Here is a 20,114-nt window from a genome sequence, read left to right on the forward strand (position 1 = left end):
GGCATATATTGACCAGCACAAGCGCGCCCGCACAGGCTAGCCGACCTTTTGCAAAAGGCGGCGGATAGCCGGGACGGCGCGGCGAAGGAGACTGGCGATGCAAGCGGAAATGGCAGGCGCGGCAGTGCCTGGATCCTCAAAGCTGGGCGCGGTCCTGCGGGTTACCAGCGGCAACTTCCTCGAACAGTTCGACTTCTTCCTGTTCGGCTTCTACGCCACCTACATCGCCCACACCTTCTTTCCGTCAAACAGCGAGTTCGCCTCGCTGATGCTGACCTTCGCCGTGTTTGGCGCGGGCTTCCTGATGCGCCCGCTCGGCGCGATCTTGCTGGGCGCCTACATCGACAAGGTGGGACGCCGCAAGGGCCTGATCGTGACGCTGTCGCTCATGGCCAGCGGGACCATCCTGATCGCCCTGGTGCCGGGCTATGCCAGCATCGGCGTGCTGGCGCCGCTGCTGGTGCTGACCGGCCGGCTGCTGCAGGGCTTCTCGGCGGGCGCGGAACTGGGCGGCGTATCGGTCTACCTGGCTGAAATGGCCACGCCGGGCCATAAGGGCTTTTATACCGCCTGGCAGTCGGCCAGCCAGCAGATCGCCATCGTGGTGGCAGCCGGGCTCGGCTTCGGGCTCAACTACTGGCTGACGACCGACGAGCTGGGCGCATGGGGCTGGCGCATTCCGTTCTTTATCGGCTGCCTGATCGTGCCGTTCCTCTTCGTGCTGCGCCGCTCGCTGCAGGAGACCGAAGAGTTCCGTACCCGCCGGCACCATCCGAGCACGCGCGAGGTATTCGACTCCATGCTGCGCAACTGGCGCACGGTGCTGGCCGGCATGCTGCTAGTGGCAATGACCACCACCACCTTCTACCTGATCACCGTCTATACGCCCACGTTCGGCAAGACGGTGCTCAAGCTCAGCACGGCCGACAGCCTTGCCGTCACGCTCTGTGTCGGCATTTCCAACTTTATCTGGCTGCCCATCGGCGGTGCCCTGTCCGACCGCATTGGCCGCCGCCCTATCCTGCTGGCCATTTCGGCCATCGCGCTGGTTACCGCCTATCCCGCGTTGTCGTGGCTGGCGGGCGCGCCGAGCTTCGAGCGCATGCTGATCGTGCTGCTGTGGCTGTCCTTCCTCTTTGGCATGTACAACGGCGCCATGGTGGTGGCCCTGACCGAGGTGATGCCGGTGGAGGTGCGCGTGGCCGGCTTCTCGCTGGCTTACAGCCTTGCCACAGCGGTGTTTGGCGGCTTTACGCCGGCGGTCTCGACCTACCTGATCGAGGTGACCGGCGACAAGGCCGCGCCGGGCTACTGGATGAGTTTTGCCGCGGCATGCGGGCTGCTGGCCACCCTCATCCTTTATCGCAAGGCGCGTCCGGTAGCATCGGCTTTTTGAGCTTCATCATCCACTTATTGCTGTATTTGGCGCCGCCAGCATCACAAAATTACCTGTATTGCCCTACAGATCCGCTTCACGAGTTCGTTAATTCCGGGTACCCAGGTGCGCCGCGCGCGGCCGCCTCCCGCGCGTTCGCGCACTACCCGAAGGAACAAATCCGATGAGCACGATCGATCCGGCGTCCTCCACCAGCGGCCAGTTTGCCGCCGCCACGGCCCTGGCCGGCGCAGCCAGCCTTGCCACCGCCAGCCAGGCAACGCCCGCCAGCCAGTCGGGCGGCGGCAAGCCGTCCGATGGCATCCATGTCGATCTTTCATCGGCTGGCCGCACGCTGGCGTCAGGCAAGCCGGCCGGCTCCAGCGGCCGAAACAGTGATATCGACAACAGCAACCTGCCGGATACGGCCAAGGACCTGCTCAAGCGAATCCGTGAATTGCGCGACGAACTGGCCCGCAAGCAGCAGGAGCTGCAAGCCGTGGCCTCGGCCCAGAACCTTTCTGCCGACCAGAAGCAGGTCCGCCTGGCAGCGCTGAACCAGGCCATGAGTTCGCTTACCGGTGCCATATCCAGCGCCAGTGGCGCGCTGGCCAAGTCCATGGAAAAGACCACGCCCGAGCAGCAGATGAGCGCGGCGGCCTTGGCCATGGGCTGATTCCGCCATAGGGTGGCTCCATCGAGGGCCACCCTGCAAGTTGGTTTTTCCTCCGTCTCCCTGCGCAGCGCCCCTCGCCCCCTCGTCCCTCCCCTCGCTTGCCCCTTCCGCGCCATCTTGTGCGCCGCAACAACGATTCCCGGCAAGCCCCTCTTCCAAAAAGCCAAATTGTCGAACCCGGCACAAGGGGCGACACTCTTTCACAGCCACGGCAGGCCGGCCATGAATGAGACACCCAAGCACACCCCAAGCGCCCAATGGCAGCCCTATGTCACCGACAAGCACTGACTTCACCCCTCTAGCCGCCCTCGTCGACGCCCAAGCCGCGCTCCGGCCACGGCATCCGGCCGTGGTGTTGGACGAACGCAGCGTAGATTTCGCCAGCCTCAACCGGCTTGCCGACCGCGTTGCCGCCGCGCTGCAGCGAGACGGTGTGCCGGCGCAAGGCGCCGTCGCCATCTGCGCCGCGACGTCGATCGAATACGTCGCCGCCTTCCTCGGCTGCCTGCGGGCGGGCGTGGCGGTGGCACCGCTGTCGCCCTCGCTCAACCCGCAGACGCTGCGTGGCATGGTGCAGGACTCGGGGGCGCGCCGGCTGTTGATCGATGCCAGCACGCACCAGGCCCTGCATGGGCTGGAGGCCGAGCTTGGCATTCCCTGCATCGCGCTGGACGACAGCCACGCGGGCCTTGCCTTTGGTCAATGGCTGGCCCCCGAAGATGCCCGGCCGGCTCCGGTCGACGTGCAGCCCGACTGGGCTTTCAACCTGATCTATTCATCCGGCACCACCGGCGTGCCCAAGGGCATCATCCAGCCGTTCGGCATGCGCTCGTCGCATGTGCAGCGCGCCACCCAGGGCGGCTACGGCCCGGACACCGTGGCGCTGCTGTCCACGCCGCTGTACTCCAACACCACACTGGTCAGCCTGTTCCCCACCTTGTCGCTGGGTGGCACCGTGGTGCTGATGCGCAAGTTCGATGCCGGCCAGTACCTGGCGCTGGCCGCGCGGCACCGCGTGACCCATACCATGCTGGTGCCGGTGCAATACCAGCGCATCCTGGCCCACCCCGACTTTGCCAGCACCGATCTGTCATCGTTCCGCTATAAGTTCTGCACCAGCGCGCCCTTTGCCGCAGCGCTCAAGGCCCAGGTGCTGGCACGCTGGCCGGGCGCGCTGATCGAGTACTACGGCATGACCGAGGGCGGCGGGCGCTGCGAGCTTCGCACGCATGAGCACCCGGACAAGCTGCATACGGTCGGGCGTCCCTCGCCTGACACCGATATGCGCCTGCTGGACGATCACGGCCGCGAGCTCCCCACCGACGCGCCGCGCAACACCCCGGGCGAGATCGTCGGGCATTCCCCCGCGATGATGTCCGGCTACCACAATCATCCAGCGAAGACCGCCGAGGCCGAGTGGTTCGACGCCACCGGCAAGCGCTTCATCCGCACCGGCGACGTAGGCTACTTCGATGCCGACGGCTTCCTCATCCTGATGGACCGCAAGAAGGACATGGTCATCTCGGGCGGCTTCAACATCTACCCGAGCGACATCGAGGCGGTGCTGCTCGGGCATCCCGACATCGCGGACGCGGCGGTGGTCGGCGTGCCCTCGGAACGCTGGGGCGAGACACCCGTCGCCTTCGTGGTGCTGCGGCCCGGCGCCACCGCCCAAGCCGCCGCGCTGCTGGACTGGGTGAATGGCCGGCTGGAGAAAATGCAGCGCCTGGCCGCGCTGGAGCTGTCGCAGGAACTACCGCGCAACGCCATCGGCAAGGTGCTCAAGCGCGATCTGCGCGAGCAATACGGGCGCGCACCTTGACACTCGCGGCACCAAGCAAGAACTCAAGACTTCGGCTATATCCATAGTCCATAGCCATCAACGCACACCAACATATCCGGGACAACAACCAGGGAGACCCATGAGCATCAACGGCAAAGCTTATATCGTCGGGGCCTACGAGCACCCGACCCGCAAGGCACCGGACAAATCCGTCGCGCAACTGCACGCCGAATCCGCCAAGGGCGCGCTGGAGGACGCCGGCCTCACCCTGCAGGACGTGGACGGCTACTTCTGCGCGGGTGACGCGCCTGGCCTTGGCGCGCTCAATATGGTCGATTACCTCGGCCTGAAGGTGCGCCATGTCGACTCCACCGATACCGGTGGCTCGGCGTATATCGTCCACGTCTCGCACGCCGCGCAGGCCATCGCCGCCGGCAAGTGCAATGTGGCGCTGATCACGCTGGCAGGCCGCCCGCGCTCGGAAGGCTCGAGCGGCACGCAGGCGCGCAACTGGGGCGCCAACCTGCCCGACCAGCCGTTCGAGGCGCCGTTCAGCCCGGTGACCGTGAACCTGTACGCGATGGTGGCGATGCGCCATATGTTCCAGTACGGCACCACCGCCGAACAGCTTGCCTGGATCAAGGTGGCGGCCTCGCACCACGCGCAGCACAATCCCCACGCCATGCTGCGCGATGTGGTGACGGTGGAGGACGTATTGAATTCGCCAATGATCTCGGATCCGCTGCGCAAGCTCGACTGCTGCGTGGTGTCCGACGGCGGCGGCGCGCTGATCGTCGCCCGCCCGGAAATCGCGGCCAAGCTCAAGCGCCCCATGGTGAAGATCCGTGGCGCCGGTGAAGCCGTCAAGGGCCAGCTCGGCGGCATGGTCGACCTGAGCTGGTCGGGCGCCGCCATCTCCGGCCCGATCGCGTTTGAAGAGGCCGGCATCCGCCCGTCCGACATCAAGTACGCCTCGATCTACGACAGTTTCACCATCACCGTGCTGATGCAGCTGGAAGACCTGGGTTTCTGCAAGAAGGGCGAAGGCGGCAAGTTCGTGGCCGACGGCAACCTGATCTCCGGCGTGGGCAAGCTGCCCTTCAACACCGACGGCGGTGGCCTGTGCAACAACCACCCGGCCAACCGCGGCGGCATCACCAAGGTGATCGAAGCGGTGCGCCAGCTGCGCGGCGAAGCCCATCCCGCCGTGCAGGTCAAGAACTGCGACCTGGCCCTGGCCCAAGGCACCGGCGGCTACCTCGGCTCGCGCCACGGCAGCGCCACCGTCATCCTGGAACGGGAGTAATAAGATGAGCACACCTTACACAGCCACTCCCCTCAAAGCGCCGCAGGTTGCCCCGGACAACACCGAGTTCTGGGAAGCCGCCCGCGCAGGCCGCCTGCTGGTCAAGCACTGCAAATCCTGCGGCAAGCCCCACTGGTACCCGCGCACGCTGTGCCCGTTCTGCATGGGCGAGACCGAATGGAAGCAGGCCTCGGGACGGGGCACCATCTACTCGTTCAGCGTCACCCGCCGTGCCGGCCCCACGCCCTTCTGCATTGCCTATGTGACGCTGGAAGAAGGCGTGACCATGATGACCAACATCGTGGATTGCGACCTGGATACCGTGCGCATCGGGCAGGAAGTGAAACTGACGTTCACGCCGACGGACGACGGGCCGCCGGTGCCGACGTTCACGCCGGTGAGCGCAGGCTAAAGCAAACAGGAGCGCGAGGGACATCGCAATGGCGAGCGCCCGCCCTCTCCCCCGACCCCTCTCCCACAAGTGGGAGAGGGGAGCCAACCGGCGGCAAGATCAACCACTGTGGTAGCCGTGTTTCCCGCCCGAAGGGGCGGGAAACACCCACACGCGATGCGCAGCGAGCCGTGGAGGTGTTCAGAGGCCGTATGGGGCGCCTTCTTTGCCTACTTTCTTGGCAAGCAAGAAAGTAGGTCTGCCCCGCAGGGGTGGCGAAACCGCAGTTGCTTTTGACGTCCAGCCCACAACACCTCAATCGGGCCGGCGTTTTTCAATATTCCACTTGAGCAGCGCCGCGCTGCGATAGATGCCGTGTGCGAACTTGCCGTAAGGCAACGTCAGGAACAACGCCATCACCACGCCCAGGTGCACCGCCAGCAGCAGCGCCATGGCCGCGGTGTCGCGCCAGGCCAGCAGCGCCAGCCCCGTCAGGCTGGTGAAAAACAGCAGCGCGATAAAGCCGCGGTCCATCGGCTTCTGGGCGGCATCGCCGGTGCGCGGGTCGCGCTTCAGGTTGAGCCAGAGCAGGCCCGCCGGGCCGACCAGCAAGCCGATGCCGCCGGCCGTGCCCAGCAGCACCGGCAGGCTGGTGGGCGCATACGGTGCGTGCAGCCCCAGCAGGTAGTGGTACAAGGTGGCGACCGCCGTGGCGGCAAAGCACAGCATGAAGCCATAGAACGTGAAATGGTGGAAGCGCCGGCGCCACAGGGTGAACGCGTCGTCCCCGTTGTTGCAGCCCTGGCCGTGGCCGCCGCCCAGGTAGCGCAGCCGCAATGCATCGTGCGCCGCGCCGCCGATGGCCGGGCCGCGCGCCTCGCCCTGCAGCTCGCCGGGCGAGACCCTGCGCCAGAAACGCGTCACGCCCACGCCCAGCGCCAGCACCGCGCAGCCGAACACCAGGCCGAACATCGCCGCCAGCAGGTTGTGCGGGAAGATGGCGTAGAAGTTGCCGGCCAGCGGTGCGTGCAGCAGGCTGCCACGCATGGCAAGCACCATCACCAGGAACAACGCCAGCCCGGCTGCCAGCGCCAGCGCGGTGGCCAGGCCGGCGCGGCGGTACAGGCCACCGAGGGCGGCGGGCCAGGCGTAGTCGGAGTATGTCTGAACACGCACCTTGGCCATGGCCTGCGGCACGTTGACCGCAAACTCGTGCGGCGGCGCGTACTGGCAGGCGTGGTAGCAAGCGCCGCAGTTGTGGCACAGGTTGGACAGGTAGTGGATATCGGCCTTGCCGAACTCCAGCCGGCGCGTCATGGCGGGAAACACCGCGCAAAAGCCCTCGCAATAACGGCAGGCATTGCAGATCTGCATGACGCGGCCTACCTCGGCCTCGTCCCCGGTGAGCGGCAGCACGCCCTGGGCCAGCGCCGCCGCTTCGCGCGTCAGCGCTTCAAGATGTTGCATGCTGTTTTTCCTGGAATACGTTGTGACCGGGCCGCCCAAGCGCGGCGGCGGCGGCCTGGGTGCCGGCGATACGCCCGAAGGCGGTGCCGATGGCCATGCCGACACCTGCCGTATAGCCCTTGCCGAGCACGTTGCCGGCCATCATCTCGCCAGCCACGAACAGGTTGGCGCTGGGCTTGCCGCCGAAGTGCACGGCGGCGTGCTCGTTCACCTTGAGGCCGAGGTAGGTAAAGGTGATGCCGGGGCGCAGGGCATAGCCGAAGAACGGTGCGGTATCGATCGGCCGCGCCCAGTGGGTCTTGGCCGGGGCAATGCCCTCGGTGTGGCAATCGTCCAGCACGGTGTGGTCGAAGGTGCCGACGCGGCACGCCGCGTTGTAGTCCCCGATGGTGCGCATGAAGGTGGCCTCGTCCAGACCGAGCTGGCGCGCCAGTTCCGGCAGCGTGTTGGCGCGCACGCCCGGGAATACCGGCGGCATGAAGCGGCCCACGGCCTTGGCGTCGATGATCGAATAGCCGATCTGCCCGGGCTGCTGCGCGACCAGCCGCCCCCAGATGGCGTAGCGCTTGGGCCAGAAATCCTCGCCTTCGTCGTAGAAGCGCTCGGCATTGCGGTTGAGCATCACGCCCAGCGAGACGCAGTCCACCCGGGTGCAGATGCCGCCGTCATACAGCGGCGCGCGCGCGTCGATGGCCACGCAGTGCGATTGGGAGGGGTCGCCGATGGCGTCCGCCCCGGCTTCGATCATGAACTTGAGCAGCACGCCCATGTTGAAGCGCGTGCCGCGGATCAGGAAATTATCGGCCGGCCAGTCACCGTCGGCGTTCTGGCCCCAGGCCTCGCGCAGCCATGCGCGGTTGGACTCGAAGCCGCCGGCGGCCAGCACGCAGCTGCGCGCCTCGATGCGCTCGCTGCCGATGCGGGCGGCCTTGAAGCGGTCGCCGTCCAGTTCGATGGCGTCCACCGGGGCGTTGTAGCGCACCTTGACGCCAAGGGCTTCGGCGCTGCGGAAGTACGCGTTGACCAGCGCCTTGCCGCCGCCCATGAAGAAGGCATTGGTGCGCGCCACATGCAGCGCGCCTGACAGCGGTGGCTGGAAGTGCACGCCGTGGCTGCGCATCCAGTCGCGGCAGGTCGACGAGGCGCGGATGGCCAGGCGAGCCAGGCGCTCGTCGGTCAGGCCGCCGGTGACCTTGAGCAGGTCTTGCCAGTATTCCTCTTCGGGATAGGCCTCGACCAGCACGTCTTGTGGCGCGTCGTGCATGCAGCGCAGGTTGCGGGTGTGCTGGGAGTTCCCACCGCGCCACTCGCGCGGGGCGGCTTCCAGCAGCAGCACGCTGGCGCCGGCTTCGCGCGCCATCAGGGCCGCGCACAGGGCGGCATTGCCGCCGCCGATGACCAGGACGTCGATCATGGGCGTGCGCCTCGGGCAAGGCTAGGGATAGCCGGCAGGGACGGCTCCCGGATTTGAATAGTGGACAGCACGATGAGGGTTCCGGTTGGGATGCCCGCACTGTAGCGGCCCGCCGGCGCCCTGCTAAGCCCCCGGATCGCATGGGGGCATCACGAATCGTGATACCCCCCCCGGGGCACGTCCATCATCCCTCCGGCCCAAGCAACCGGGCACCCCGCCAGGCGCCGGAGCGCACCAGTTCGCGGGCGCAATCGGCCAGCACCACGCGCAAGGCCAGCGCGGCGGGCGATAGTTCGTCGTCTGAGAGGCTGCACAGCACGTTCTGGCGCCGCACCTTGGGGTCCGCGATCTCGGCCAGGTGGAAACGCGCCTGCGCATCGGCATAGCGCCCCACCGCGGCCCAGGGCTGCAGGGTGGCGCCAAACCCGAGGTCGACGGCGTCCATCAGCATGGCCAGGGAATCCACCTCCTGCACCACCTGCGGCACGATCTTCACGCGGGCGAAGGCGGCATCGAGCGTGCTGCGCAGCCCATGCAGGCCGGTGGGCATGATCAGCGGCACGTCCCGCAACTGCGCCATGCGCAGCCGCGGTGGCGCCTCGGCGTCGTCCTCGGCCGGCAGCGCGCGGCGCGAGCGGATCAGGAACAGGGTTTCCTCAAGCAGTGGCGTCACGCTCCAGCGGCGCGCCACAACGGTGTCGAACAGCACGGCCAGGTCGAGCTGGCGGGCGTTGAGCATGGCGCTGAGGTGGCCTGACAGGCTCTCCACCATGTGCAGGCGCACATCCGGATAGCGCTCGCGCATGGCGCGCATCAGCGGCACGCCGATGACCGAAGCCGTGGTGGGCGCCAGCCCCACGCTGACCGTGCCGGAAAGCCGCGCATGGTGGGCGGCGCGCTTGGCCTGCTCGGCATGGCGCAGCGCCAATTGCGCCTCGCGGAAGAAGGCCAGCCCGGCCTCGGTGGGCGTCACGCCGCGCGTGGTCCGGCGCAGCAGCCGGGTGGCCAGCTCGCTCTCCAGCCGGCTGATCTGCTGGCTCATGGCGGATTGCACCATATCGAGGTCGAGCGCGGCGCGGCTCATGCTGCCAAGCTCCACCACGCGGACAAAATACTGAAGCTGGCGCAGTTCCATGGGGTTCCCCGGCCTGGATTCGTGTCTGGATTCGTGTGTGCGACGCTTATACCAGATCGCGAACCGGCGGTGGCCGCCCGGTCAGGCCTCGTCGAAGCCGCTGTACCAGTCCACGGTCTGGTCGGCGTACACCAGGCCCTTGGCCGCCAGCGCCTCGCGCATCTGGTACATGTCCAGCCCCAGCACCCCAGCGGCCAGCGTGGCGCGCTTGCCCTCCTCCATGGCACCGCGCTCGGCGGCACGGCGCGCGGTCTCGGCAGCGAGCGGGCGCGGCACCACCACCACGCCATCGTCGTCGGCCACGATCACGTCGCCGGGCCGCACGTGGGCGCCGGCGCAGACCACCGGCACATTGACCGCGCCCACGGTTTCCTTGACCGCGCCCTGCGCCGAAACCGCCCGCGACCAGACCGGGAAGCCCATGGCATTGAGCGTGGCCACATCGCGCACGCCGCCGTCGATCACCAGGCCGCGCGCGCCGCGCGCCTTGAGCGAGGTGGCCAGCAGGTCGCCGAACAAGCCATCGGTGCAGTCGCTGACCAGCGCCACCACCAGCACGTCGCCGGGCTGCACCAGTTCCACCGCGACGTGGATCATCCAGTTGTCGCCGGGATGCATCAGCACCGTCACGGCGCTGCCGGCAATGGCGGCACGGGGCTGAATGGGCCGCATGTAGGGCTTCATCAGCCCGGTGCGGCGCTGCGCCTCGTGCACCGTGGCGACACCGGCGGCGCCCAGTACGTCGATGTCCGCGGCGGCCGCGCGCAGGATGTTGCGATAGGCGATGGTCTTCATGACAGGCTCTGTGCAACTTGCGGGAACACGCGCGCATACCCTTCGCCGTACTTCACCTTGCGATCGGAGTTGCGCGCGGCCTGCGCACCGCGCTGCAGCGCCACGCGGGTGTAGTACTCCCACAGGTGCTCCTGGGCCGCCATGGTGGCGAAGGCACGCTGCTTCTTTTCCCATACCGAGGAGATATCGAGCAGCACGTCGGGCTTCCAGTTGCATTGCTCGGGCTGGTGCGGCTCGAACAGAAACACCGGCGGCGCGCCGATCACGGGCACCTCGGGCTTGTAGCCATGCGCCTGGGCGATGACCCGCGCCTCCTGCGCGACGTGCGTGGCGAGCGGATGGTCAAAGTTGTAGATGTCCTCGCGCGAGTGGCTCAGCACCAGTTCGGGCCGCAGCGCGCGGTAGAGATCGGCCAGGCGCAGCAGCGCCGCGTCGGTCACGCGCATGGGGTAGTCGCCCAGGTCGAAGCACTCCAGCGTCGCGCCCAGGATGTCGGCGGCCTGCTGGGCTTCTTCATGCCGGGCCGCCTTGACGCGCTCGATGGTCATGCCCGGCTGGCGCCACATCTTGGCGGACTCGCCGCGCTCGCCAAAGGACAGGCAGACGATCTTGACGTTGTAGCCGCGCTCGGCGTAGAGCGCGATGGCGCCGCCGGCACGCCAGACAAAATCGGCGGCGTGCGCGCTGACCACCAGGATCGAGGGACGCTGCGCGTCCGGCTGGGCTTGGGCTTGGATGTCGGACATGGGGGATTCTCTTGGATCGTGGCGGATCGTAATGGATCGTGTTGGGTCGGCGGATGCGCGTGAGGCGTCAGTCGGCCGTGATGCCTGCCTTGCGGATGACGCCGTTCCAGGCGGTCGCTTCGCCGCGCACGAACTGGCCGAACGCTTCAGGTGTGCCCGGCAGAATGGTCACGCCCAGTTGCGCGAGCTGCTTGCGCACATCGGGGTCGGCGAGCGCGGCGTTGGCGGCGGTGTTGAGTTCATGGACCACGGCCGGCGGCGTCTTGGCCGGCGCCACCAGCCCCCACCAGACCGAGGCGGTGAAGCCTGGCAAGCCTTGCTCGCGCGAGGTCGGCACGTCCGGCAGCAGCGGCGTGCGCTGGTCGCTTGCCACCGCGATGGCGCGCAGCGTGCCGGCGCGGATATGGGTGATGACTTCGAGCGGGTTGATCGGCATGAACGAGATACGCTCGCCCAGCAGGTCGGTGATCGCGGGCGCGCCGCCCTTGTAAGGCACATGCAGCACGTCGATATGCGCCGCTTCCTTGAACAGCTCGCCGGCGAGATGGCCCGAGCTGCCGTTGCCGGCCGAGGCATAGCTGAGCTTGCCCGGCTGGGCCTGTGCCTGGGAGACCAGGCCCTTGAGCGACGCCACGCTGGATTTTGCCGGCACCACCAGCACCAGCGAGGCCTGCCCCACGCGCGCCACCGGCGTGAAATCCCGTGCCGGGTCGAACGGCAGCTTGGCGAACAGCGCGGCATTGGTGGCCAGGCTGTTGGACGCCATCATGATGGTGTAGCCGTCCGGCGCGGCCTTGGCCACGGCCTCCATCCCGATATTGGTGCTGGCGCCCGGGCGGTTGTCGACGATGATGGGCTGCTTGAGCAGCACGCTCATCTTCTGCCCGACCGAGCGCGCCACGATGTCCACCGCGCCACCGGCGGCATAGGGCACGACCAGCCGGATGGGCTTGGCCGGGTAGGCCTGGGCGCTGGCGGCGCTGGCGGCCAGCGACAGCGCGGCGGCCAGGAAGCCGGCAAGGTAGGGGCGGCGCAGCATGGTTGTCTCCTGATGGTGCAATTTGAGGTGCGGCTCAAGGCCGTTTACGTGCATTCTGGGCAGCTGCCGTGATACTGTCCAATACGTTTTCAAACCCCTTGTTATTGCACTTCGATATAAGCAATGGATTTCCGCCAACTCCGCTATTTCGTCGCCGTGGCCGAAGCGCTGAGCTTCAGCGAGGCCGCGCGCAAGCTCCATATCAGCCAGCCGCCGCTGAGCATCCAGATCAAGGCGCTGGAGGACGAGCTCGGCAGCCCGCTGCTGGACCGCTCCCGCCATCATGTGGCGCTGACGCCGGCGGGCACATTGTTCCTGGACAAGGCCAGGGCGGCGCTGGCCAACCTGGAGCAGGCCCGCGAGGTGGTCAGGCAGGTGGCCGCCGGCGAGGCAGGCGAGATCCGCGTGGCCTTCACCGCCTCGGTGCCGATGCAGGATGCATTTCCGCGCGCGGTGCAGCAGTTCCGCGTGGACCACCCGCGCGCCATGCTGGAGCTGGTGCATATGTCCACCGGCCAGCAGTTGCAAGGACTGGAGAAAGGCGAGATCGACATTGGCTTCCTGCGGCCGTCGCCCCAGTTCTACCCGCCCGCCAGCATCACCGTGCACGAAGTGCTGGCCGACCGCCTGGTCGCCGTGCTGCCTGCCTGGCACGCATTGGCAAACGCGGTGGACGACGCCGGGATCGATATCGGCGCGCTGTCCGCACAGGCTTTCCTGCTGTTCCCCCGCGGGCTGGGCTGCGGGCTGTTCGACCACGTCACCACGCTGTGCAACCGGGCGGGCTTTGCCCCGCGCATCGGCCAGGAGGCGCGCGAGGCGACCACCATCATTGGATTGGTGGCGAGCGGCGCCGGCGTGTCGGTGCTGCCGGAGATCTACGCGCGCACCGGCATCCCCGGCGTGACGTACCGGCCACTGGCTGGCCAGGATGCCACCAGCCGGGTGCTGGTGGCGCATCGCACCGGCGCGCTGTCACCGATCATGCGTCGGTTCCTGGCATTTTTTGAGGTTGGCGGCTAAGGCAAGGAGGGGGCGGAAACTGAGTCCCGCTGCGCAATAGCGGCGTATTCACCACGCCGCGGGGCGCCACCATGCACGATCGCGGTGAAATGTCTGCACATTGCCGTTTCAGCCCTACAGTTCCCCTCCAGCCTTCCGTTAGCCGGGGCATGCTGGCCGACAACAAAATTGTCGGAGGCCTTTTTTTAACCACCGCCCCCTACCCAACGCGCATGCATCTCTCGCTCCGTACACGCATTACGGCGACCTGTGTCGCCATCGTTGTCACCGCCTTGTCGGCGTCCACCGGCATCACCTACGTTGTCACGAAGCGCAGCGACGAACGCACGCTGCGGCAAAACCTCGCCACCATCACCCAAGGCAACGCGCAAGCCATCACCGAGTGGCTAAACGCGCGGGCCGCCATGGTGCAAGCCGTTTCGCCGGAGAGCCTTTCCACCGATCCCATGGCCGCGGTCACGCAGCTGGAAAAATCCGGCGGCTTTATCGTGGCCTATGCGGGCTACCCGGACAAGCACGCGGTGTTTTCCCGCGATCTCGGCATCCCGGCCGACTACGATCCCACGGGCCGCCCGTGGTACCAGGCCGCCGTCAGCGCCGGCAAGCTGGTCATCACGCAGCCGTATGAAGATGTCGCAAGCAAGAAGCTCGTGGTGACGCTGGCCCTGCCTGTGCTGGCCAATGGCCAGTTGAAGGCCGTGGTGGCCGCCGATGTGAACCTGGACGCCGTGACCTCCACCGTGAACGGCATCCATCCCACCCCCGCCAGCTTTGCCTTCCTGGCAGACAAGAGCGGGCGCATCGTGGCGCATCCGGATGCCAAGCTCAACCTCAAGCCGGCCACCGATCTGTCCGCCGACCTGACGGCGAACGCCCTGGCCAGCCTGTCGGATCCCGAGCAGCCCCTCGCGGTCAAGATCGCCGGCGCCACCAAGCTGCTGCATGCGGAGCCGGTCAAGAACTCCGACTGGGAAGTGGTGGTTGCCATGGATGAGGACGAAGCGCTGGCCGGCCTGCGCAATGTGCTGCAAGCCATGTTCATGACCCTGGTGGCGGTGGCCTTCCTCGCCGCGGGAGTCGGCTCGGTCATGACTGCCTCTGCGTTCCGGCGACTGTCCCAGGTGCGCGAGGCGATGGATGAAATCGGCTCCGGACAAGGCGACCTGACCAAGCGCCTGCCCGCCGACGGCAATGACGAGGTCGCGCAGATCGCCCGCGCGTTCAACCAGTTTGCCGACAAGCTCACCACGGTGCTGATCGATATCCGGGACAGCAGCGAATCGGTTCGCACGGCAACCGCCGAAATCTCGCAGGGCAATATCGACCTGTCCTCGCGAACCGAGCAAGCCGCGGCCAGCCTGGAGCAGACAGCGGCGGCCATGGACGAGCTCACCGGCACCGTGCAAAACTCGGCCGAGGCCGCGGTGCGCGCCGGCGAGCTGGCGGCGGCGGCCTCCCAGGTCGCCAACCGAGGGGGCGATGCCGTCTCTCGCGTGGTGACCACCATGCAGGAAATCTCGACCGCCTCCGCCAAGATCCACGACATCATCGGGGTCATCGACGGCATCGCCTTCCAGACCAACATCCTGGCGCTCAACGCTGCCGTGGAAGCCGCCCGCGCCGGCGAACAAGGACGCGGATTCGCCGTCGTGGCTGGCGAAGTCCGCACGCTGGCCCAGCGCAGCGCCCAGGCCGCCAAGGAAATCAAAGGACTGATCAGCAAATCGGTGGCCAAGGTGGACTCGGGCGCGGAGCTGGTACGAGACGCCGGCGAGACCATGAACAGCATCGTGGCCAGCGTGAAGCAGGTCGAGCAGGTGCTGCGCGAAATCTCGAGTGCCGGCAGCGAGCAAAGCGTAGGCATCACGCAGGTCAACCAGGCCGTGAGCCAGCTCGACGGGACGACGCAGCAGAATGCGGCGCTGGTCGAGCAAGCCTCGGCGGCCGCCGGTTTCCTGCATGAGCAAGCCAACAAGCTGGCCGATGCGGTCGGCCAGTTCCGCCTGGCCAGGGCGCATGGCGGCGCGACGGGGTTCGGGGCTTGAACCGCTGACGCAGCGGCGAGCCAGGTAAGCAAGGGGGGTTCAGCGGCGGCTGAACCCTTTTTTTCGTCAGGCGGGCGCCAATTGAAGAAATTTCCCAATTGCTGATATGGTTGATGTGGCACAAAATCCACATAGCGTCGCACCCGACGCGCAATGCCGGCGGTGCCTGCAGTACCTGCACTGCCTGTCATTCTTGAAACACCCGCAACGCCCATCGGCAAGGAGAACTCCCCGCATGACTGTATTCCAAGGGACTGGCGCCCTTTTCACCCTCATCGCCATCTTCGGCGTCATCAACCACCGCTTCATCAAGCTGCCCGACACCCTGGGCATCACCGCCGTCGGGCTGGTGACCTGCCTGAGCGTGTCCATCCTCGGCTTCAACCACCCTGAAATGGTCGCGCAGGCCCGCAAGCTCGTGGCCCAGATCGATTTCTCCGACGTGGTCTTCCACGGCCTGCTCAGCCTGCTGCTGTTCGCCGGCGCCCTGCACGTCGACCTCTCGCGCATGCGCCGCCAGCGCCGGGCCGTGGTCATGCTGGCCACGATCGGCGTGGTGATCTCGACCGCCGCGGTCGGGTTCGGCTTCTTCTATGTCGCACAGTGGCTGGGCCACCCGGTCAGCCTGCTGTGGTGCCTGGTGTTCGGTGCGCTGATTTCCCCTACCGACCCGATCGCCGTGCTCAGCGTGCTCAAGAACGCGGGCGCATCGGAAAGCCTGGAAACCAAGATTGCGGGCGAGTCGCTGTTCAACGATGGCACCGCGGTGGTGGCATTCCTGACCCTGGTGGGACTCGCTACCGGCGCCACCGAGTTCTCCGCTTCGCACGTGGCGCTCGCGCTGGTGCGCGAAGTGCTGGGCGCCGTGGTGCTGGGCATTGTGGTGGGCTATGTGGCGTCGGTGCTGCTGCGCGGGATCGACAGCTATCCGGTCGAGATCCTGATCACGCTGGCGCTCGCCACCGGCGGCTACAGCCTGGCCGAAGCGGTGCACGTGTCCGCGCCGCTGTCCGTGGTCATCATGGGCCTGGTGATCGGCAACCATAGCACCAGCAAGTCGATGTCGGAGAAGACCCGCGAACACTTGTTCAATTTCTGGGGCCTGCTGGACGAGTTGCTCAACCTGGTGCTGTTTGGCCTGATCGGGTTGGAGATCATCGCGCTGTCGCTGCAGCTGCATATTGTCTGGCTGGGGCTGGCGGCGATTCCCGTGGTGCTGATTGCGCGCGGCATCAGCGTGGCCATCCCGCTGCTGGCGCTGCAGAATTTCCGCCGGCTTAATCCGCACTCGGCCACCATCATGACCTGGGGCGGCCTGCGCGGCGGCATCTCGATTGCACTGGCGCTATCGCTGCCGGAGTTCCCCGGCCGCGAGATGCTGATCGGCGTGACTTACCTGGTGGTGGTGTTCAGCCTGCTGATCCAGGCCACCACGCTGGGCAAGCTGGTCAAGCACCTGAACGGCCTGAGCCCGAAGCCGTAACGGATACGCCATCCGCAAGCAGGCGGCGGGACTCACCCGCCGCCTGCGCCTGGCTTACAGCCGGCGCTCCCCACTCGCCTGCTTCCAGCTAGCGACAACACCGGGTTTGATCTCACGATACCGCGCGCGGGTGACGTCGTAGCCGGCGTTAAGGACGGCGGTGTCGGCCAGCGCGGGGCACGATCAGCTCGCCTCCCGCCGCCTCTCACGCCACCTTCGGGAAATCGATCACCGTATCGTTGACGCGGTTGATCATATTGGTGAACAGGATCGCGCTGATGGCCTGGATGCTCTCGACGATCTGCCGATCGGTGTAACCGGCTTCGCGCACATTGGCGACGACGCTGGCAGGGACCGTGCCGGAAGTCGTGGCCACGGCCAGTGCGAAGCGGACCAGGGCGTCGATCTTGCTGTCTTGCGGGTACTCGCCGGCGCGCAGCTCTCGCGTTTGTTCCGCGGTATAGCCAGCCATCTTGCCGGTCATGGTGTGCGCGGCCACGCAATAGTCACAACCCGACGCTTCGCTGACGGCAAGGTTGATCGTTTCGAGCTCACGGGCGCTGAGCGTACCATTCTTGAGCAGCGCGCCGGTTTGCAGCGCATGGGCCAGCACCTCGGGGGCATTGCTGCCGATCACCGCGTAAGCGTTGGGCACCTTGCCCACGGCGCCCTTGATGGCGGCAAACAGCTGGGCGGCCTGGCCAGTGGCTTCGGAGGGATTGATGGTGTGAAGACGGGACATGATGGCACTCCTTTGCGGTTGGTTGATGGACCCGCGCTGTGTTTGTTGCGCTGCTTCCATGGACTGAAGTCTAGGCGCACCAGGCAAGACTTACCGCACACAATCGTCGCATTATCTTGCCCAATCGTCTCAACACACATATCCGTCTCAATGCTAACGTTCCCACCATGGATAGCCTGACCGAACTTGTGCGCATGCTTTCGCCAGCCGGCACCGTCGACCTGCACTGCCACTTCGCCGGCAACTGGCGGGTGGACAATGCGGCGGCGCCGGCCGGCCATCTGCCGTATCACATCATCCTGAAGGGGCAGGCGCGCGCGCTGGTGGCGCAGGAGGCCATCTCGCTCGATACGGGCGACGTGCTGCTGTTCCCGCATGGCAGCGCGCACACGCTGCGCAGCCTGCCCGAGGGGACCGAGGAGACCGAAAGTGCCGCCGGCGCACACGCCGCCATGCCGGCCCGGACGACGCGCTTCAATGGCTTGCTGACCGAGGTGACGATGCCCGGCGACGCGCATCCGCTGGACATGCTGTGCGGCACGTTCGTGCTGGGCTTGCCGGGCACGGTGCTCTTGCGCAACCTGCCGCCGGTGCTGCGTGTGGCCACCGCGCAGCGCGCCGATTGCGCCTGGCTGCATGCGCTGATCGACATGATGCGCAACGAGGCGCAGGCGCCCGAGCCAGGTGGCGCGGCGGTCATCGGGCAGCTCTCCACCGCGTTGCTGACCCTGGTGTTGCGCGCGCTGATCGCGCAGGGCGGCGTCACGCATAGCCTGCTGGCGCTGATGGGCGATGCGCGGCTGTCCAAGGCGATCGATGCGGTGCTGCGCGCGCCGGCCGAGCCGTGGTCGGTGGCATCGCTGGCGGCGGCGTGCCATGTGTCGCGCGCCACGTTCGCGCGGCGCTTCGCCCAGCTTAGCGGCGAGACGCCGCTGCAGTTCGTGACCACCTTGCGCATGGAGATGGCCGCCCGCCTGCTGACGCTGGACCGCGGCTCCGCAGCCAGCATCGGCGAGCATTGCGGCTATGCCTCCGAGGCCGCCTTCGGGCGCGCCTTCAAAGCGCACTTTGGTGTGGGGCCGGGCATGTTCCGGCGTGCGGCGCGGGAGCGCCGCACGGCCGCCGCCGCGCAGGCGGCCTCGGCGCGTTAGGCCGCGGCGCGCTGCGCTTCGTAGACCTGCAGGTGGCTATAGGCGATGCGCACCAGCGGCACCGCATGCCCCATGCGCGCGGCACGCTGCGCCATGTCGCCGACGATGTCGTATGCCTCCAGGCGGGGCGCGCCCTGCGCGATATCGCGCATCATGGAGGCGGCCCAGGCCGAGTTCTCATCCAGCAGGCGAGCGGCCATGGCCTGGGTCACCGGCTCGGGCAAGGCGTGCCCGGACAAACGCGCCACCGCCGCGCATTCGTCCATGGCCTGCTGCATCAGCGCGCGGCCGTCCACCGTCCGCACGATCTCGCCGACGGTGCCACGCATCAGGCAGGTCATCAGCGCGCCGGCCGAGATCATCACCCACTTGTTCCATAGCGCCTGGTCGATGGCCGGTGACAACTCGCGCGTGCCGGGCGTGCTGGCGGCAAGCGCATGGAAGGCGCTGGCCAGGCCCTGCGCCGACTCGGCACGCGCGCCCACGATGAGCCTGTCGACCGCGCCTTGATGCACCACCGCACCAGCGGCGTCCAGCGTGGTGGCAATGTACGACACGCCGCCAAGTACCCTGTCGCGGCCGTAGCGCGCGTCCAGCGTCTCATACGCACGCAACCCGTTGAGCAGCGGCAGGATCGCCGCGCGCTTGCTCCCGCTGGCAGAAAGCGCCGGGCCCAGCGCGGCCATCGCGCTGTCCAGGTCATAGGTCTTGCATGCCAGCAGGACCAGGTCGTAGTCCGCCTTGACGTGCTCGGCCAGCACCGTCTTCACGGCGGCGCGGAAATCGCCAAGCTCGCTGCGCACGGTCAGGCCGTCTCTCGCCAGCGCTTGGGCGCGCCGTGGCCGCACCAGGAACGTGACATCCGCCCCCGCCTGCATCAGGCGAGCGCCGTAGTAACCACCCATGGCGCCAGCGCCCAGGACCAGAATCTTCATGACGTTTCCCGCTTCGATATCCGACTTGGTTAATGGTGATTAACAGTGCAGAGCGCCTACGGCAGGTCGCCAGCGAGCACCGCGTCGCCCGCCTCCCCGGCTTGCTCTGCGCCCCCCAGGAAGCCGGCGGCGGATGCCAGGCGCCGGCGCATGCCGTCCGCGGCGGCCGGGCCCGCTACCAGGGCATGCCGCTTGAAACTCAGCCGCTCGCCCGTGCCGGCGTCCACCAGCACGGGATCGACCACCTTGCCGGTTTCCTTGTCGCGCAATTCCACGCTGGGGCCTTCCGGCGCGAAGTGCTTGTTGCCCCAGGCCAGCATGGCCAGCAGCACGGGCAGGAAATCCCGCCCGCATTGCGTCAGCACATACTCATAGCGCGGCGGCTTTTCCGAGTACTGCTGGCGCTCCAGCAGGCCTTCCTCCACCAGCGCGGTGAGGCGGCGCGTGAGCATATTGGGCGCGATGTCCAGGTTCTTCTGGAAATCGTCAAAACGCCGCGCGCCATAGAACGCCTCGCGCATCAGCAGCATGCTCCACCACTCGCCAACGCGCTCCAGCCCGCGGGCGATGGGGCATTGCATGTTCCTGAAGGTTTTTCTTTGCATGGT

The 20,114-nt window shown here is 67.2% G+C and carries 18 protein-coding genes; 9 read left to right on the forward strand and 9 right to left on the reverse strand.

The genetic code is table 11. The features are described from left to right. Positions 1-97 precede the first annotated feature (97 nt). The 5 genes from tcuC (at position 98) to F7R26_RS30450 (ending at position 5,552) form a co-directional block, all read left to right on the forward strand. Positions 98-1,396 (forward strand): MFS transporter, encoded by a 1,299-nt coding sequence (gene tcuC / locus F7R26_RS30430; RefSeq protein WP_150988213.1) that lies wholly within the window; start codon positions 98-100, stop codon positions 1,394-1,396. Positions 1,397-1,559: 163 nt separating this feature from the next. Then, positions 1,560-2,051, forward strand: coding sequence for a hypothetical protein (locus F7R26_RS30435; protein WP_150988217.1), 492 nt, complete (start codon positions 1,560-1,562; stop codon positions 2,049-2,051). A gap of 268 nt (positions 2,052-2,319) precedes the next feature. Continuing rightward, the gene (locus F7R26_RS30440) at positions 2,320-3,873 is read left to right on the forward strand and encodes a class I adenylate-forming enzyme family protein (RefSeq protein WP_150988220.1); all 1,554 of its coding nucleotides are present in this window, start codon (positions 2,320-2,322) and stop codon (positions 3,871-3,873) included. Positions 3,874-3,973: 100 nt separating this feature from the next. Further along, entirely contained in the window at positions 3,974-5,140 is a 1,167-nt protein-coding gene (locus tag F7R26_RS30445) for a thiolase domain-containing protein (protein WP_150988223.1), read from the forward strand. A gap of 4 nt (positions 5,141-5,144) precedes the next feature. Next, positions 5,145-5,552 carry a Zn-ribbon domain-containing OB-fold protein gene (locus tag F7R26_RS30450; RefSeq protein ID WP_150988226.1) on the forward strand — a complete coding sequence of 136 codons (408 nt, stop codon included), beginning with the start codon at positions 5,145-5,147 and terminating at the stop codon, positions 5,550-5,552. 294 nt (positions 5,553-5,846) lie between these two features. Here the strand turns inward: F7R26_RS30450 and tcuB are convergent, their stop codons facing one another. The 6 genes from tcuB to F7R26_RS30480 form a co-directional block, all read right to left on the reverse strand. Further along, positions 5,847-6,998 carry a tricarballylate utilization 4Fe-4S protein TcuB gene (tcuB, locus tag F7R26_RS30455; protein ID WP_150988228.1) on the reverse strand — a complete coding sequence of 384 codons (1,152 nt, stop codon included), beginning with the start codon at positions 6,996-6,998 and terminating at the stop codon, positions 5,847-5,849. After that, positions 6,985-8,412, reverse strand: a complete 1,428-nt coding sequence (tcuA, locus tag F7R26_RS30460) for an FAD-dependent tricarballylate dehydrogenase TcuA (protein ID WP_150988231.1) — start codon at positions 8,410-8,412, stop codon at positions 6,985-6,987. Before tcuA ends, tcuB begins: the two co-directional genes overlap by 14 nt. A 184-nt stretch (positions 8,413-8,596) precedes the next feature. Beyond that, positions 8,597-9,547, reverse strand: coding sequence for a LysR family transcriptional regulator (locus F7R26_RS30465; RefSeq protein ID WP_150988234.1), 951 nt, complete (start codon positions 9,545-9,547; stop codon positions 8,597-8,599). An 81-nt stretch (positions 9,548-9,628) separates the two neighbouring features. Further along, positions 9,629-10,342 (reverse strand): 4-carboxy-4-hydroxy-2-oxoadipate aldolase/oxaloacetate decarboxylase, encoded by a 714-nt coding sequence (locus F7R26_RS30470; protein WP_150988237.1) that lies wholly within the window; start codon positions 10,340-10,342, stop codon positions 9,629-9,631. Continuing rightward, complete coding sequence (locus F7R26_RS30475; protein ID WP_150988240.1) at positions 10,339-11,088, reverse strand: PIG-L deacetylase family protein; 750 nt, start codon at positions 11,086-11,088, stop codon at positions 10,339-10,341. The genes F7R26_RS30470 and F7R26_RS30475 overlap by 4 nt, the downstream gene beginning before the upstream one ends. A 67-nt stretch (positions 11,089-11,155) precedes the next feature. Next, complete coding sequence (locus F7R26_RS30480) at positions 11,156-12,127, reverse strand: tripartite tricarboxylate transporter substrate binding protein (protein WP_150988243.1); 972 nt, start codon at positions 12,125-12,127, stop codon at positions 11,156-11,158. Between the two features lie 123 nt (positions 12,128-12,250). On the opposite strand from F7R26_RS30480, the gene F7R26_RS30485 reads away from it, so the two are divergent. The 3 genes from F7R26_RS30485 (at position 12,251) to F7R26_RS30495 (ending at position 16,678) form a co-directional block, all read left to right on the forward strand. After that, on the forward strand, positions 12,251-13,150 hold the full coding sequence (locus F7R26_RS30485) for a LysR family transcriptional regulator (protein ID WP_150988245.1): 900 nt from the start codon (positions 12,251-12,253) through the stop codon (positions 13,148-13,150). 212 nt (positions 13,151-13,362) lie between these two features. Beyond that, positions 13,363-15,195 carry a methyl-accepting chemotaxis protein gene (locus tag F7R26_RS30490; RefSeq protein ID WP_150988248.1) on the forward strand — a complete coding sequence of 611 codons (1,833 nt, stop codon included), beginning with the start codon at positions 13,363-13,365 and terminating at the stop codon, positions 15,193-15,195. 235 nt (positions 15,196-15,430) lie between these two features. Continuing rightward, a complete protein-coding gene (locus F7R26_RS30495) occupies positions 15,431-16,678 on the forward strand; it encodes a cation:proton antiporter (protein WP_150988251.1) in 1,248 nt (415 codons plus the stop codon). 205 nt (positions 16,679-16,883) lie between these two features. Here the strand turns inward: F7R26_RS30495 and F7R26_RS30500 are convergent, their stop codons facing one another. Further along, positions 16,884-17,420 carry a carboxymuconolactone decarboxylase family protein gene (locus F7R26_RS30500; protein ID WP_193692183.1) on the reverse strand — a complete coding sequence of 179 codons (537 nt, stop codon included), beginning with the start codon at positions 17,418-17,420 and terminating at the stop codon, positions 16,884-16,886. 167 nt (positions 17,421-17,587) lie between these two features. On the opposite strand from F7R26_RS30500, the gene F7R26_RS30505 reads away from it, so the two are divergent. Beyond that, on the forward strand, positions 17,588-18,571 hold the full coding sequence (locus F7R26_RS30505; protein WP_150988254.1) for an AraC family transcriptional regulator: 984 nt from the start codon (positions 17,588-17,590) through the stop codon (positions 18,569-18,571). Here the strand turns inward: F7R26_RS30505 and F7R26_RS30510 are convergent. Together F7R26_RS30510 and F7R26_RS30515 are read right to left on the reverse strand one after the other, a co-directional pair. Further along, a complete protein-coding gene (locus F7R26_RS30510) occupies positions 18,568-19,506 on the reverse strand; it encodes a 2-dehydropantoate 2-reductase (RefSeq protein WP_150988258.1) in 939 nt (312 codons plus the stop codon). The genes F7R26_RS30505 and F7R26_RS30510 overlap by 4 nt on opposite strands. 56 nt (positions 19,507-19,562) lie before the next feature. After that, on the reverse strand, positions 19,563-20,111 hold the full coding sequence (locus F7R26_RS30515) for a winged helix-turn-helix transcriptional regulator (protein ID WP_150988260.1): 549 nt from the start codon (positions 20,109-20,111) through the stop codon (positions 19,563-19,565). Between the last annotated feature and the right edge of the window lie 3 nt (positions 20,112-20,114).

Source organism: Cupriavidus basilensis (assembly GCF_008801925.2).
GTDB classification, from domain to species: Bacteria; Pseudomonadota; Gammaproteobacteria; order Burkholderiales; family Burkholderiaceae; genus Cupriavidus; species Cupriavidus basilensis.